The organism is Celerinatantimonas marina (assembly GCF_046054165.1).
In the GTDB taxonomy this organism is placed as follows: Bacteria; Pseudomonadota; Gammaproteobacteria; order Enterobacterales; family Celerinatantimonadaceae; genus Celerinatantimonas.
The window spans coordinates 91,822-106,160 of the sequence record NZ_JBFNXK010000015.1 but is presented as its reverse complement, the minus strand read 5'-3'; the positions used below and the strand labels follow the sequence as shown (position 1 = coordinate 106,160).

The window sequence follows — 14,339 nt, the reverse complement described above, 5'->3', positions numbered from 1 at the left end:
TTTGGCCGGTTTTTTTATTAGGGAATTAAGGGGCATTCGCTTACCAGTGAGTTTGCATGATTGTGTTGTGAAACAACCATAACCGGTTAAAGTGGACATCGTTTAGATTACGCTGTGGATTGATGTTTCCGCTAAACGGACGCGATGTCGTGGCTGCATTTCCCCAAGGGGCATCAAGATCAAAACAGTTCTCAATGAGGCTATCCCGTATCACCAGTTGTCCATTGGATGTTGTTCCCGGAAGATAACCGGTACTGCTGGCTCCCTGATCCCAAGCTCGGCCGAGTTTAATATGGGTTGGGTCGTCAAATCCATTATCACAGGTGAGTTTACTGTGAATGACTAAAAAACCGTAATCGACCCAGTTAGGGGTATCAGGTGCAAAAATATAGGTTGAGTTAGATTCCCGGCTGGAAACACTATGGAATGTTACATGATCAAATACCGCACTGGCCCGCCCGAAGACATAGTCAACATCACCTTCGATATAACTATCTTTAATGTAGGCCCGGCTATAGTGATCGGTGACATATTGATTTTGCCGATTACTTGAATTGACGAAGAAAGTATCCTGACGGCCAATGAGTCGAACGTGTTCAAGTTGAACTTGATCACCATCAGTTCGAAGGGCTACGGCTTGATGAGTACTGGCATCGGCCTGATCGATCATCGAGTTAATAATGGTCAGGTTTTTGAGCTGAAATTTCGGGCTTTGTGACCACACCACTGCGGAGCAGGTGGTGTCGACATGGGTACCGGTTTTGGTGGCACAAGTTTGATACATCTCCCAAGCCGGATCTCCCGATTGGTATCGGTTATTGGGATTGACCGTATTTCGATACTGTTCAGGCGTAAACATTGAATCAATCGTTTGCGTGATCTTGACGGCTGTCGGTTTCACCCCTGTCCCATAGAGTGTGATGGGTGGGGCATCCTCTGGAATATAAACGGTTCCGGTATATTCACCCGGTTGTAATCGGATGGTTACGGGTGTTGCTGAATCGGGATGCAGTTGTATGGCTGCATTGATCGCTTGCTGAATATCGTGAAATTGAACATGAGAATTGGAAGCAGGAGCTACCGTTATATCCACGGGTTTGGTTTGGATAGGTTTGGGTATCCATGGAATGAATTCAGGGGTATGTGTATTGCCAATGAATTTAAAGTAGTTGGCCATTGTAAAGGTCGCAGCCTCGGTATCACTTAATATCGGGCTGTCAATTGTTCCCGGTGCGGTAAAAGCCGTTTGAGCTTGGGCTACAACACTATATAGAGTGAGTAATAGTGAAGTGGCTAGTGATGTGCGGATAAGATGTTTCATAGATTAAAGCACTCTTTCATGGTGATATCAGCAGTGCAGTGAGCTTAAACAGAGTGGATAGATAAAAATGATAGATATATCAAATATAATTAAAATAATGTTTTATTTTTGTCTGTGGTGATTCGTAGTGAAACCCGCTAAGGTGTGTCTTTAAAATAAAATGTGTAGCAATGTCAGGGTTTGTTGCATCAGTGAGTCACATCGAATATGAGCCAGAATTTGTTTAATTTGCGTGCAATTTGCTGGGCAGCCTCTGGTATAGGAATATTATTCAAGGAGTGTTAATGATTGAGGTATTAACGCATGTGCCTTCGGTACATTTGCAAGATTGTGAACTGACTTATCTTGAAAGCGAATCGATTGATTATCCGAAAGCACTGTCTCAGCATCAGGCTTATTGCCAGATGCTGAAGCGCTGTGGTGCGAATGTCGATACGATCAATAGCAATGCCGATTTAGCGGATAGTGTCTTTGTTGAAGATCCGATTATCGTGTTTGATGAAGTAGCTGTTTTAACTTCTATGGGCGTTGAATCAAGACGCCCGGAACGAGCCGCAATGGCTGAGTATTTTTCTAAGTTTCGAACCGTTGAATCTATTGATCTCCCAGCCGAGATTGAAGGCGGTGACGTTCTGCAAATTGGTAAAAAAGTGTTTGTAGGGCGCTCATCGCGTACCAACCAGGCGGGGATTGATCGGTTAACTGAGATCCTGCAGCCGTTTGGCTATCAGGTTGTAGCTGTTGATGTTCTAGGATGTTTGCATCTAAAAACAGGCGTGACGGCATTGGATGAACATACCTTATTGATTAACTCAAGCTGGGTGGATGTTCTGCCTTTTCAAGGGTATCAGTTGATCACGGTGCCAGAGTCCGAACCTTTCGGTGCCAATATTATGCTCATTAACGGAACGGTTTGTATGAACCGTTTATATCCTCAGACGATCGAACGGGTTAAAGCGAAAGGTTACGCGGTCGATTCGGTTGATATTAGTGAGTTTGTGAAAGCTGAAGCAGGGCTTACCTGCATGTCCGTCCGTTATCGGCGATAATGGATTGAACGGAGCCTGCTTCAGGTGATGAATTAAAGAACTGCAGATATAAAACTCTGTAGTTCTTTGGTTTTGGGGGCTGCGAAAACTTCTTTTGCCGGACCGCTTTCCCAAACTTTTCCCTGATGCATAAACACCAATCTGTCACCGACATCTCGAGCAAAGTTCATTTCATGAGTGACTAGAATCAGCGTCATCCCTTCTTCTTTGAGTTGTTCCAGTACATGGAGTACTTCACCAACTAACTCCGGATCTAAAGCGGATGTGATTTCATCGCAAAGTAAAGCTTTAGGCTTGATGGCTAATGATCGAGCAATTGCGACCCGCTGTTGTTGACCGCCGGAAAGATTTCCCGGAAATTGATCGGCTTTATCGGCTAACCCGACCTTTTTAAGCACGGCTTCCGCTTCTTCTCGGGCTTGCTGGGGCGATAATTTAAGCACCAGTTTCGGAGCTAACATGATGTTCTCAGCTACCGTCAGATGCGGAAATAAATTGAAATTCTGAAAGATCATGCCGACACTACGGCTCAGTTCCAGCAGATGTTTTTCATTATCATCGACAGCTTGTTTATCTACGATGATGGCACCCTGATCAAATTTCTCAAGACCATTGATACAGCGTAATAAAGTGCTTTTCCCTGAACCACTCCGGCCAATAATTGAGATCACTTCGCCGGCGTCTACTTTGAGATCGATCCCTTTGAGTACATGGTGATCGCCATAATATTTATGGACTTGTTCAATACTAACGAGCGACATGTAGTTTTTTCTCCAGATACTGGCTGATAAGTGAGAGTGGATAACAGATAACAAAATAGATCACAGCCACCATGAGGAAAACTTTGGATGGCTGAAAGGTTGCGTTATTCAGCATGGTTCCTGCTTTCGTCAGTTCAACGAAACCAATGATTGACGTCAATGCTGTCCCTTTGACAATCTGAACCGAAAAACCAACGGTAGGTGCAATAGCTAAACGAAGAGCCTGAGGTAAAATCACATGGCGCATGGTCTGTATGAAATTGATCCCCAGACAACGAGAGGCTTCCCATTGGCCTTTCGGGAGTGATTCAATACAACCTCGCCAGATATCGGTTAAAAAGGCGCTACTAAATAGAATCAGAGACAGACTGGCAGCCGTCCAGGCATTCACATCAATCCCGATGAGTGATAAGCCGAAAAATGTCAAGAATAACTGCATCAGCAGAGGGGTTCCCTGAAATATTTCGACATAAATCCGGACCAGTTGAACCAAAATAGGTCGTCGAGAAAGGCTAAAGAAAGTAAGAATAAACGCAACAATGCCACCGCCACAGAATGCAATCAACGATAGCAATAATGTCCAGCGGGCGGAAAGCAATAAATTATGCAATATATCCCAATTACTGAATTGCATCATAGTACGGCCCCCCGAAACAATTTTTTAGCGCCCCGAGTTAATAGTTGGCGCATGATTACTGAAAGCAGAAGATATAAAGCGGTTGAAACCAGATAAACTTCGAAACTTAAGAATGTTCTGGATTGAATGAAGTTCGCTGCAAAGGTAAGTTCTTCCACTGAAATCTGGGAGATGACGGATGATCCCAGCATGACGATAATACACTGACCAATAAGCGGTGTGTAAATGCGCATAAAGGCAGGGGGGATCACAATGCGCCAGAACACCTGAATTCTGGATAGCCCCAAAGTTTGGCCTGCTTCCCATTGGCCTTTGGGCGTAGCGGTAATACCGGCTCGAATAATTTCGGCACTATAGGCCCCCAGATTGATGACCATTGCTAGTAGACCGGCTTCCCAAGCAGTAAGTTTGATACCTAAGCTGGATAATCCGAAGAAGATGAAGAACAGCTGCACGATAAATGGGGTATTACGGATGATCTCAACGTAGATCCCTGAGATAAAACGAAAGGATAACTGTCGATGAGTTCGGGCTCCTGCCGTTAAGGTCCCCAGAACAATTCCCCCAATGGTGGCCAATATCGTTAACTCAATTGTCAGCCATAATCCTGAAGCGAGCTGCTGCCAGTATGGCAGCAGCCCTGAGAAATTAAGATGATAATGCATCTGTTGCACAATCCTTATGCGCCAAAGTTGGCTGGTAATGGTGCTTTAAGCCATTTTTGTGACATTTTGGTCAGCGTTCCATTCCCTAATGCCACTTGAATGAGTTGATCTATTTTAGCTTTAAGTTCAGGCTCATTTTGGCGAAGGCCAATATAGCATGGTGAATTTTTCAAAGTGAATTTAGTGCTTGGAATTCGATCGGAATTACGATGTGCAATAGCCGCGATGACCAGATTTCCGGTTGCAATCATATCCACCTGCCCAGAGAGATAAGCAGATAATGTGGTGTTGTTATCTTCAAAGCGTTTAATGGTGGCATTTTGAGGTGCAATTTTGCTCAGTTGCATATCTTCGATGGCACCGCGTGTCACACCGACTGTTTTCCCTGCGAGATCCGCCGGTTGATGAACATCAATCGATTTCAGGCCAAAGACCCCTAAGAAAAACGGCGCATAAGGTCGGCTGAAATCAATGACTTTAGCTCGTTTAGCATTTTTACCTAAAGACGATATCACTAAGTCGACTTTATCGGTTGTTAAATAAGGAATGCGGTTTGCACTGGTTACAGGGACAAGTTTGAGTTTCACATGTAATTGTTTGGCTAGATAAGCGGCCATATCGATATCATATCCGTGGGGTTGCATGTCAGTCCCCACTGATCCAAAAGGTGGAAAATCTTGAGGAACAGCCACTCTCAGGGTTCCACGTTGGACAATATCATCTAGTTGGTTAGCATAACTCGGTAGACTTAAGCCCAGAAAGGCCACTGTGAATATAACTACATTGCATAGTTTTCTTATAACCTGCATCATTGACTCCTGATTTGTTTTTGAAACTAAAGTTTTATATATATGGGTTGTTTGTAATTATTGTTTCTTTGGCAAAGCAAAATTTGGACCACATATGGCGTTACTTCGCCTTGGCTTGTTGGCGTGGTTTTAAGGCCTGAAGGGATACAGAAAAAAAGGTGTGGTGTTCCATTTTGGTGCAAATGCTTAATTTTGGGGTGTTAATATGTCACAGACATTAGAAATGAAAGTCAATGAACCTGCTGTAGTGCAGGAAGTGACCCAAGCGGTTCTGGATTATGAACAAGCACTCGTTCACAATGATGTGGCTGCTTTGGATCGGTTTTTCTGGAATAGTGCTGAAACTGTTCGTTTGGGGGCTCGTGAGAATTTGTTTGGTTATCAGGCGATTGCTGAATTTCGGCGACAACGTTCGCCTAAAGGATTGGAACGGGAAGTCGTTAAAGTTGCCATTACCACATTTGGTGATTCATTGGCCACCGCGCATGTGATTTTTAAACGGCCTCACCAGTCGTTAGGTCGTCAAAGCCAGACCTGGCTTCGGACCCAACAAGGGTGGCAGATTGTATCTGCTCATGTCTCTAATATAGCTTGATAGGCAGAATTAAGGGGCGATTCATCTGTCGTTATCATGGCAACTTACTACCGAAAAGGAACGGATTATGACGGGTTCAGCATTGAGTGAGCGTATTACGCAACATCTAGCGCAGTTAAGCCCGAAAGAACGGCAGCTTGCCGAATTTTTACTGACGTATGAGTCGGAACTGGCCATTTACTCTAGTGCCGATATGGCACGTTTAGCTCAGGTCTCCAAACCCGTGGTTAGCCGTTTTTTTAAACGGTTGGGATACGATGGGTTTTATCAGGTTCGGGAAGATTTACGCCGCAACAGAGCTTCGGGTTCGCCGCAGTTGGAACAGCTCTGCGAGCATAATCTGGATGAACAACTGAATGCTCATCAACAACAGGAAAGCCGTAATTGGCAACAGACATTGGTGGGGTTGCAGGGACAGCCCTTAGAAGATATTACTTCATCGATAATGCGAGCTAAACGGGTTTTACTGATCGGATTACGCAATAGTTATCCAATCGCATTACACTGGCGAGAACAATTATTGCAGTTGCGATCCAATGTCTGGTTACTCCCTCATAGTGGTCAAACGTTGTCCGAGGAGTTGGTGGGGTTAGAAGAGCAGGATTTAGTTATTGTTGTTGCATTGCGACGACGTCCGAAGCTAGTGAAGCCGTTGGTGCAGTATTTGGCAAAAACGCCGGCCTCATTATTGTTGATTACGGATCCATCGGGCGTTGAATTGGCAACCCATGCTAATTGGACATTACCTTGTTATCAGTTGAGCCCGGGGGGATTTGCATCATATGCCAGTGCGATGGCAATGGTGAGTTTACTCTGTAACCTGTGTCAGACTCAGGAACAACAGCCGCGTATCCAGCTGATTGATCAGTTATATGATAATTTTGACGAATTGGAACCCCCATTAGGAACTTAGCCTAAATTTGGAATTTATATTCCTTATTATTTACTTTAAGAAACTAAAGTTGTTTAATGAAGCGATGTAGAACTTTGGTTTCCGGTCATGAATGATTCATCGGTATATTGTAAGCATGGTCCCCATCAGGGGCCTGTTAATTCCCACGGGCCTTTAACGGGGTTGCGGTTTGTTTATAAAGATCTATATGACGTTGCAGGATTTGCCACCGGTGCCGGTAATCCGACCTGGTATCAGAGTCATGCGCCTGCCGCGTTAACCGCTTCAGTTCTAGCCCAGCTTTTTGACAGTGGCAGCCGTTGCGTGGGACGTGTCCAGACTGATGAAATCGCATATAGCCTGAATGGATGTAATGCTCATTTTGGTACACCGATAAATCCTATTACACCCGATCGTCTTCCGGGCGGGTCATCTAGTGGTTCGGCCGTGGCCGTTGCTTGCAATGATGCGGATATTGGATTAGGAACTGATACCGGGGGATCCATTCGGATCCCATCGATGTATAACGGCCTAGTTGGTATCCGTCCCACGCATGGACGACTATCGACCAGTGGTATCATTCCGTTGGCACCTCGTTTTGACACGCCCGGTTGGATGTGTCGTGATGCGAGGACCTTAGAGCGAGTTGGGGCTTTCTTATATGGAATGGACGTGCAATCCTGCGATTTCCATGATTTTCAATTCATCATGGTTGATGCATTATTTGAGCGTTTATCCGAGCCTTTATTCCAAGGATGGCAACAATTTCAGCAGCAGTTACAAAAACAATGTGATCTGCAACATTGGTCTATTGCGGCGCAAGATATTGATGCGCTAGCTCCGGTTTTTCAGGTCTTACAGGGGCGACAAGCCGCCGCCATTCATCAGGAATGGCACCATCGTTATCCTCAGGCTTTGGCTCCTGACATTGATCAGCGTTTAAGTTGGGCTGAATCACTAACCGCTTCTGACCAGGGCAGCGCAGAGCAGCAGCGCTTACAGTGGATCCAACGACTCTCAGCAATGTTGTTACCGAACCAATTTTTACTGATCCCAACGGCTCCGGATGTGGCACCGTTACGAAAAACTAGTTCCTCAGAACTGGCTGATTTTCGGGTGCGGCTGATGGGAATGACGGCAATGGCTGGTTTGTCTGGATGCCCTCAAGTGCAAATGCCTTTACTGAACTTAGATGGTATCCCATTTGGGGTGTCACTGATTGGTCCACGTGATAGCGACATGCAGTTATTGGCTCTGGCCCGGTTATTTGAGGAGATTGGTCATGACTGATTGCGCTTTTACTGCACCGCATGCAACGGCCAGTGAAATTGGCTTGTCGGTTTTAAAGCAAGGTGGAACAGCTATTGAGGCAATGGTTGCGGCCGCGGCCTCGATCAGTGTCTTGTATCCGCATATGTCCGGACTTGGGGGCGATGGCTTTTGGTTGATCCATGAACCCGGGAAAAAACCAGTGGCGATCAATGCCTCCGGACGAAGTGCGGGGCAGGCGACGTTAGAATGGTTTCAGCATCAAGGATTTTCAGCGATTCCTTCTCGAGGACCATTGGCGTGTGTCGATAGTGCTGGTGTGGTCGAGGGTTGGCAAAAGGCGCTGCAATACAGTTCTAATTGGCAAGCGCCTATCGATTTACAAACGTTGTTAACACCAGCGGCTCAGTTAGCCAAAGATGGGATTACGGTAACGCAAAGTTTGCAAAATGCCAGTGAATTGACTGCATCGGCATTACATGAACAACCGGGATTCGCCGAGTATTTTCTGCCGGATGGTACAACATTGAAAACCGGGCAGCGTCTTTATAATCCGGCGTTATCGGATCTGTTTTTACATTTGGCGAAAGTAGGGCTCGATGATTTTTATCGGGGTCAAACCGCGCAAGTAATCGCTGATGGATTTAAGCGAGCGGATGCTTTGCTCAATACCGATGATCTGGCCGGTTACCATGCGGAGTGGGTCGAACCACTGTCAGTACAGACCTCTCAAGGGACTTTTTATAATTTACCGCTGCCGACACAGGGGATTGCCTCATTATTAATCGCGGCGATTATGGATGAGCAGTTCCAAGGTCGGTCAATCGCTAAGATGAGCGAAGCCGAGCAGCTCCACTGTATTATTGAAGCCACGAAGCAAGCCTTTATGATCCGGGATCGATTGGTTTGCGATCCACGTTACAATGATGAGGCGATTGATCCCTATCTGTCGGCATCAATGATCCATCAGTTGTCCTCTCGTATTGATCCCCGGCAGGCACTCGCTTGGCCTCAGTTGGCTCACAAAGGTGATACGGTCTGGATGGGATGTTGTGATTCTGAAGGGCGGATGGTGAGTTATATCCAAAGCCTGTATTGGGAATTTGGCTCTGGGGTTGTACTCCCTGAATTGGGCGTGATTTGGAACAACCGGGGCGTTAGCTTTTCACTTGAACCCGGCGCTAAAAATCAGCTGCGTCCTAACTGTCAGCCTTTTCACACGCTGAATCCGGCATTTGCCAGCCTTAATGACGGGCGCAACATGGTTTACGGGACGATGGGTGGCGAAGGTCAGCCTCAAACTCAGGCGGCTATTTTATGGCGCTATCTCTATCAACAGCAACCTTTGGATAAAGCGATTGCAGCTCCGCGTTGGCTCCTGGGGCGGACCTGGGGCGAAAGTGCCCATGACCTGAAATTAGAACAGGATATCGCTGATACCACTTGTCAGCAGTTACAGTCTCTCGGACATGTGATCAGGCACGTTCCCGCCTGTAATGAATTAATGGGACATGCCGGTGCCATCGTCTTGAAACAACAGAAAATTTTAGCCGCAGCCAGCGATCCACGTAGTGATGGTAAGGCTTGCGTGTTCTCCGATTTCATTTAGATGTAAGGAATTATTATGTTTGATATCAATGATTATGATCAGATTAATCCTCCGACTCGACTATTGATGGGGCCGGGGCCAATTAATGCTGATCCGCGCGTATTACGGGCTATGTCAAGTCAGCTCGTGGGTCAGTATGATCCGGTGATGACTGAGTATATGAACCAGACAATGGCGTTATATCGCCAGTTATTTGTTACCGAAAACCAGTGGACCATGCTAGTGGATGGAACCTCACGAGCTGGAATCGAAGCGGCGTTAGTGTCTATGATCCGCCCGGGCGATGACGTATTAGTTCCTGTTTTTGGCCGATTTGGGCATCTGTTATGTGAAATTGCCCAACGCTGCCGGGCGAAAGTGCATACCATTGAAGTGCCTTGGGGTGAAGTATTCGATCCAAACGTTGTCGAAGATGCGATTAAACGGATTCGGCCTCGGGCACTACTCACGGTACAAGGTGACACATCAACCACGATGTTACAGCCCTTAGCCGAGTTGGGCGAAATTTGTCAGCGTTATGGTGTGTTGTTTTATACCGATGCAACCGCTTCATTCGGGGGAAATCCCATGTTAGCGGATCAGTGGCATCTAGATGCAGTGACTGCCGGGTTACAAAAATGCCTGGGTGGCCCATCTGGTAGTTCTCCAGTGACCATCAGTCCTGCATTTGCAGACCATATCCGGCAACGTCGACATGTAGAACTGGGGATTAAAAATGCTCAGCATCAAGATGGTGAAGAAGAGCTGATTTATTCAAACTATTTTGACTTGGGTATGATTATGGATTACTGGGGGCCCGAACGGCTGAATCATCATACTGAAGCAACCAGCATGTTATTTGGGGCCCGAGAATGTGCTCGGATCATTGTTCAGGAAGGCGTTGAAGCGTGTATTGCTCGACATCAGCTACATGGTCAGGCGATGGTGAACGGATTGCAGGCGATGGGACTGGAACTGTTCGGTGATCTTGAACATAAGATGAGTAATGTGACTGGGGTTGTGATCCCGCAGGGTGTTGAAGGCGAACAGGTTCGCAAATTATTACTGAATGACTTCGGTATTGAGATTGGAACCTCTTTTGGCCCCTTGCAAGGTAAAATCTGGCGGGTTGGGGTTATGGGGTACAATGCCCGTAAAGATACCGTGTTAACAACCTTGACCGCGTTGGAAGCTGTGCTAAATCGATTAGGGTTTGCAACGGTTCAGGGCGCTGCATTGCAGGCTGCCTGGGATAGCTATGAAAAATAGCTGGACGCGTGAAGCTGTAGGCCAGCGATTGTATCAACGTTGTCAGGAGCTGGCGGCTATTTCACAAGATCAGCCGGCGGTGACTCGAGTCTACCTGTCAAAGGAGCATAAGCTTGCCAATCGGCAAGCGGGTGAATGGATGCAGGCGGCTGGAATGGTCGTGTGGCAGGATGCTGTGGGAAATATCTGTGGTCGTTATGAAGGCCTTCATGAAAATGCCCCTGCATTATTGCTGGGATCTCATTTAGATACGGTCCGTAATGCGGGCCGTTATGATGGGATCTTGGGTGTGGTAACCGCGATTGAATTAGTGGGCTATTTTCATGAGCAGGGGCTTCGATTCCCATTTGCGATTGAAGTCGTCGGATTTGCCGATGAGGAAGGTACTCGATTTGGAAGTACGCTATTGGGAAGCCGAGGGCTGGCCCAAGGGTGGCCCTCAAAATGGCTTGCAACTACCGATGCTGATGGTATCTCAATTGAACAGGCATTGCGGCAGTTTGGTTTAGATCCGGAACACATTGAGCGTGCTCAACGAAATCGAGATGATTTTATTGGTTACCTCGAAGTTCATATTGAGCAAGGGCCGATACTGGAAGCGAATGAATTAGCCGTTGGTGTGGTGACGGCGATTAATGGGGCCAAGCGACTACACTTTTCGTTGCAGGGCATGGCCGGGCATGCGGGTACCGTGCCGATGTCGTTGCGACAGGATGCATTAGTGGCGGCCAGTGAAATGATCCTTGCCATTGAGCGGATTGCCACTGAGCAAAATGTTGTGGCGACAGTTGGTCAGATTGAGTGCCATCCCGGAGCGATTAATGTCATTCCTGGGGATGTTTTGTTTAGCGTGGATATTCGGGCGAGTGATGATGAAGTTCGGGATCACAGTTTGGATCTCATTATTCATCAGACCAGCCAAATTGCCACTCGGCGCCAGATCCAATTGAAAACTGATTGTTTCTATGAAAGTGCAGCAACGCCTTGTGATGAGCAATTGCAACAGTTTCTTCGTTTAGCAAGTGAAAAAATACAGGGGCAGGTTGTGAGTTTGCCCAGTGGTGCCGGTCATGATGCGATGGCCATTGCTGATCTGTGTCCGGTTGGGATGCTATTTGTGCGTTGTGATAGAGGCATTAGTCATCATCCGGATGAAGCGGTTCAAAGTAGTGATTTAGGTGTGGCGTTTGAGGTTCTTGTTGAAACGATTATACAACTTCGCTCACAGTACGTTTAGGTTATCTGAAGGATAACGATAACAACGGTTCCTTGTCTGTTGTACATGATTAAAAAAATAGCCGTATAAATTTATACGGCTATTTTTGTAACCAATTGTTAATCAACGATTTTGATATTGTCATACTGCATAATGGTTGTTTTGTTGCGTCCGGTTTCTTTACTTTGATAAAGTGCTTGATCGGCTTGTTCTAACCATGATTGATAATTTGGGAAGCAATCATATAACTCGCAAACACCCAGACTAATCGTGTATTTTATGGTTTCGCTCTCCCATTTGATATTGAGTGACTCAATGTTTTTACGAAGCCGTTCACAAAATACAAATGCGTTCTCCGGAGCTGTATCGACTAAGATCACCACAAATTCTTCGCCCCCATAACGCCCTGATATATCGGTGTTACGCATGGTCGATTTTAATGTGGCGGCCGTTTGACGGATGACATCATCCCCCGCCAAATGTCCATAGTTGTCATTAATGCGTTTAAAGTGGTCAATGTCGAACATCACCATAGAGCAGGGATGTTTGGTGCGAATATTCCGGTTATATTCTTGCTCAGCCCGTTCTTCCCAGTAACGACGGTTATTGAGTTGCGTCAGTCCATCGGTTCGACTAATTTCAGAAAGTTGTTTGTTGGCTCGTTCCAGCTGGAGTTTGTTTACTGCAACATCGGTGACATCATAGATGATCAAACTGACATGGGTGACTTCACCGGTCAGGGATTTTAAGGGAATGATGGTCATATTCTGATACATGTATTCAACCATGCCCGTAATTGGGCGGTAATTCCGGAATTTGAAAACCTGAGGACGTTGTTCCCAGGTAGTAAATGACCGGTTATTCAACATGAATACTGAATCAACTTTGTTTCTTAGCCAGGTTTCCGGCAGCATTGGAAATAATTCAAAGATGTTTTTGCCCTGAGTTTGATCTGGTCGTAAATTACTATGAGCTTCCATGAAGGTATTCCAGGTTTGAATGCGGTATTGTTTATCTAAAACGACCAATCCGACATCAATATTCTGGATCATTTCTAACATCCAGTGAAAATCGTTTAAATCGACTTGAATTTGGCTCATAGCTCGCTTTCCTCCATGAGGTAGATCAGTTTATTGTTCATGGTGGGTAGCGAATCTTCCGTAAATAGCAGTAGCAAGTCACACTGAATATTTCGTTTTTCAATGGTGTAATTAATTTCAATCGCCAAAGTTTTTTTACGCCAACGTTTGGTACTACTCTCGATCAGTTCTGTGATATTAGTATGTTGGCCGAGAACGACGGGGTGACCCTGAGAAAAATTCATGTCTAATTGATCGGCAATTCCTTTCAGGCAAGCGCCGATGAGAATATTGGCGACATCCATTAAAACTTCCAGTTGTCCGGCATCATCTAGATCGCCTTCATAGCGCATGAGCTGAGCTAAATCTTCAAAACTTGAGTCATGGAACAGGAGCAGCGCTTCGCCACAAATACCGGCACCGATATAGCCCTGACATACGGCAGAAAGCGATTCATCATCAGCCACAGCCGTTAAGGCCATATTAAGTTCACTGACAGCCAAAATATTTACATTAGGAATAGGTAGCACCACGAAAGCGCCTAACATTCGAGCAAGGAGATCTGCGGCTCGTCCCATCGCAACGTTGGCAATTTCTTGATACTGATCGCGGTAATCAATGACATCATCATTCGGTCTCGATGGGGTAATGTTCGTCGATGTTTCTGGAGCGGCAGTTGTTGTTTTCGCCGTTTTAGTTTGCTCTGTGTCTGTGGGCTTGACGGCCGTATATTCTTCATCCGTTAAGATCCCATAGCGGCGAAGAATATCAAAAATAATGGTTTTATTGGTTGGTTTTTTGATGAAATCCAATGCCCCTAATTGGGTGACTCTGGCATGGGCTTGGGGTTGAATATCACCGGATACAACAATGATTAAAGCGGGCAGATCTTCTTTTTGGACGGCTTCTAGTACGCCATAACCATCCAGATTAGGCATATTAAGGTCAAGAAAAACCAATTCGCCCTGTTGCGCTCGGATTTTTTCAAGTCCTTCAATACCATCATTTGCAAAACTAATCGAGACATCCCAATGCTCAGGAAGTGCCCGGACTATCTGCTTTTGGGCAAATTTCGAATCATCACATATTAAGATTGGTAAAGTCATGATACTCCGTTTTCTGGTTATGACCGTACTTTGCCATATATCCTACCGTCAGACTCTGGCTAAATTGCTGATAAAGTAGGTGA

General features: G+C 45.9%; 14 protein-coding genes. 7 read left to right on the top strand and 7 right to left on the bottom strand.

Going from position 1 to position 14,339, the window contains the following annotated elements; all coding sequences use genetic code 11:
- Positions 1 to 40 precede the first annotated feature (40 nt).
- On the bottom strand, positions 41 to 1,321 hold the full coding sequence (locus ABUE20_RS15420) for a putative acyl-CoA thioester hydrolase (RefSeq protein WP_408620842.1): 1,281 nt from the start codon (positions 1,319 to 1,321) through the stop codon (positions 41 to 43).
- A gap of 284 nt (positions 1,322 to 1,605) precedes the next feature.
- On the opposite strand from ABUE20_RS15420, the gene ABUE20_RS15415 reads away from it, so the two are divergent.
- Positions 1,606 to 2,370, top strand: a complete 765-nt coding sequence (locus tag ABUE20_RS15415; RefSeq protein ID WP_408620841.1) for a dimethylarginine dimethylaminohydrolase family protein — start codon at positions 1,606 to 1,608, stop codon at positions 2,368 to 2,370.
- Between the two features lie 32 nt (positions 2,371 to 2,402).
- Here the strand turns inward: ABUE20_RS15415 and ABUE20_RS15410 are convergent, their stop codons facing one another.
- From ABUE20_RS15410 to ABUE20_RS15395, 4 genes are read right to left on the bottom strand one after another with little or no spacing between them, the layout of a single operon-like run.
- A complete protein-coding gene (locus tag ABUE20_RS15410; RefSeq protein ID WP_408620840.1) occupies positions 2,403 to 3,131 on the bottom strand; it encodes an amino acid ABC transporter ATP-binding protein in 729 nt (242 codons plus the stop codon).
- Complete coding sequence (locus tag ABUE20_RS15405) at positions 3,118 to 3,768, bottom strand: amino acid ABC transporter permease (protein ID WP_408620839.1); 651 nt, start codon at positions 3,766 to 3,768, stop codon at positions 3,118 to 3,120. The genes ABUE20_RS15410 and ABUE20_RS15405 overlap by 14 nt, the downstream gene beginning before the upstream one ends.
- Positions 3,765 to 4,433, bottom strand: coding sequence for an amino acid ABC transporter permease (locus ABUE20_RS15400; RefSeq protein ID WP_408620838.1), 669 nt, complete (start codon positions 4,431 to 4,433; stop codon positions 3,765 to 3,767). The genes ABUE20_RS15405 and ABUE20_RS15400 overlap by 4 nt, the downstream gene beginning before the upstream one ends.
- Positions 4,434 to 4,447: 14 nt before the next feature.
- Positions 4,448 to 5,233 (bottom strand): transporter substrate-binding domain-containing protein, encoded by a 786-nt coding sequence (locus tag ABUE20_RS15395; protein WP_408620847.1) that lies wholly within the window; start codon positions 5,231 to 5,233, stop codon positions 4,448 to 4,450.
- A gap of 232 nt (positions 5,234 to 5,465) precedes the next feature.
- Here ABUE20_RS15395 and hpxZ point away from each other — a divergent pair, with 232 nt between their 5' ends.
- The 6 genes from hpxZ (at position 5,466) to hpxK (ending at position 12,092) form a co-directional block, all read left to right on the top strand.
- Complete coding sequence (gene hpxZ / locus ABUE20_RS15390; protein WP_408620846.1) at positions 5,466 to 5,837, top strand: oxalurate catabolism protein HpxZ; 372 nt, start codon at positions 5,466 to 5,468, stop codon at positions 5,835 to 5,837.
- Positions 5,838 to 5,904: 67 nt separating this feature from the next.
- A complete protein-coding gene (locus tag ABUE20_RS15385; protein WP_408620837.1) occupies positions 5,905 to 6,750 on the top strand; it encodes a MurR/RpiR family transcriptional regulator in 846 nt (281 codons plus the stop codon).
- 87 nt (positions 6,751 to 6,837) lie between these two features.
- Complete coding sequence (locus ABUE20_RS15380; RefSeq protein ID WP_408620836.1) at positions 6,838 to 8,019, top strand: amidase; 1,182 nt, start codon at positions 6,838 to 6,840, stop codon at positions 8,017 to 8,019.
- The gene (locus tag ABUE20_RS15375) at positions 8,012 to 9,607 is read left to right on the top strand and encodes a gamma-glutamyltransferase family protein (RefSeq protein WP_408620835.1); all 1,596 of its coding nucleotides are present in this window, start codon (positions 8,012 to 8,014) and stop codon (positions 9,605 to 9,607) included. The genes ABUE20_RS15380 and ABUE20_RS15375 overlap by 8 nt, the downstream gene beginning before the upstream one ends.
- Before the next feature lie 15 nt (positions 9,608 to 9,622).
- A complete protein-coding gene (locus ABUE20_RS15370; protein WP_408620834.1) occupies positions 9,623 to 10,855 on the top strand; it encodes a pyridoxal-phosphate-dependent aminotransferase family protein in 1,233 nt (410 codons plus the stop codon).
- Complete coding sequence (hpxK, locus tag ABUE20_RS15365; RefSeq protein WP_408620833.1) at positions 10,845 to 12,092, top strand: allantoate amidohydrolase; 1,248 nt, start codon at positions 10,845 to 10,847, stop codon at positions 12,090 to 12,092. The genes ABUE20_RS15370 and hpxK overlap by 11 nt, the downstream gene beginning before the upstream one ends.
- Before the next feature lie 98 nt (positions 12,093 to 12,190).
- Here hpxK and ABUE20_RS15360 read toward each other — a convergent pair whose 3' ends face one another.
- Together ABUE20_RS15360 and ABUE20_RS15355 are read right to left on the bottom strand one after the other, a co-directional pair.
- Positions 12,191 to 13,171, bottom strand: coding sequence for a sensor domain-containing diguanylate cyclase (locus ABUE20_RS15360; protein ID WP_408620832.1), 981 nt, complete (start codon positions 13,169 to 13,171; stop codon positions 12,191 to 12,193).
- Entirely contained in the window at positions 13,168 to 14,256 is a 1,089-nt protein-coding gene (locus ABUE20_RS15355; RefSeq protein WP_408620831.1) for a response regulator, read from the bottom strand. The genes ABUE20_RS15360 and ABUE20_RS15355 overlap by 4 nt, the downstream gene beginning before the upstream one ends.
- Positions 14,257 to 14,339: the final 83 nt, after the last annotated feature.

What these genes read in the sequence shown, in the direction of transcription:
- ABUE20_RS15385 (WP_408620837.1), top strand. Translation starts at nt 5,905, where the DNA reads ATGACGGGTTCAGCATTGAGTGAGCGTATTACGCAACATCTAGCGCAG.
- ABUE20_RS15405 (WP_408620839.1), bottom strand. Translation starts at nt 3,768, where the DNA reads ATGATGCAATTCAGTAATTGGGATATATTGCATAATTTATTGCTTTCC.
- ABUE20_RS15370 (WP_408620834.1), top strand. Translation starts at nt 9,623, where the DNA reads ATGTTTGATATCAATGATTATGATCAGATTAATCCTCCGACTCGACTA.
- ABUE20_RS15420 (WP_408620842.1), bottom strand. Translation starts at nt 1,321, where the DNA reads ATGAAACATCTTATCCGCACATCACTAGCCACTTCACTATTACTCACT.
- hpxK (WP_408620833.1), top strand. Translation starts at nt 10,845, where the DNA reads ATGAAAAATAGCTGGACGCGTGAAGCTGTAGGCCAGCGATTGTATCAA.
- ABUE20_RS15410 (WP_408620840.1), bottom strand. Translation starts at nt 3,131, where the DNA reads ATGTCGCTCGTTAGTATTGAACAAGTCCATAAATATTATGGCGATCAC.
- ABUE20_RS15375 (WP_408620835.1), top strand. Translation starts at nt 8,012, where the DNA reads ATGACTGATTGCGCTTTTACTGCACCGCATGCAACGGCCAGTGAAATT.
- ABUE20_RS15355 (WP_408620831.1), bottom strand. Translation starts at nt 14,256, where the DNA reads ATGACTTTACCAATCTTAATATGTGATGATTCGAAATTTGCCCAAAAG.
- hpxZ (WP_408620846.1), top strand. Translation starts at nt 5,466, where the DNA reads ATGAAAGTCAATGAACCTGCTGTAGTGCAGGAAGTGACCCAAGCGGTT.
- ABUE20_RS15380 (WP_408620836.1), top strand. Translation starts at nt 6,838, where the DNA reads ATGAATGATTCATCGGTATATTGTAAGCATGGTCCCCATCAGGGGCCT.
- ABUE20_RS15415 (WP_408620841.1), top strand. Translation starts at nt 1,606, where the DNA reads ATGATTGAGGTATTAACGCATGTGCCTTCGGTACATTTGCAAGATTGT.
- ABUE20_RS15360 (WP_408620832.1), bottom strand. Translation starts at nt 13,171, where the DNA reads ATGAGCCAAATTCAAGTCGATTTAAACGATTTTCACTGGATGTTAGAA.
- ABUE20_RS15400 (WP_408620838.1), bottom strand. Translation starts at nt 4,433, where the DNA reads ATGCATTATCATCTTAATTTCTCAGGGCTGCTGCCATACTGGCAGCAG.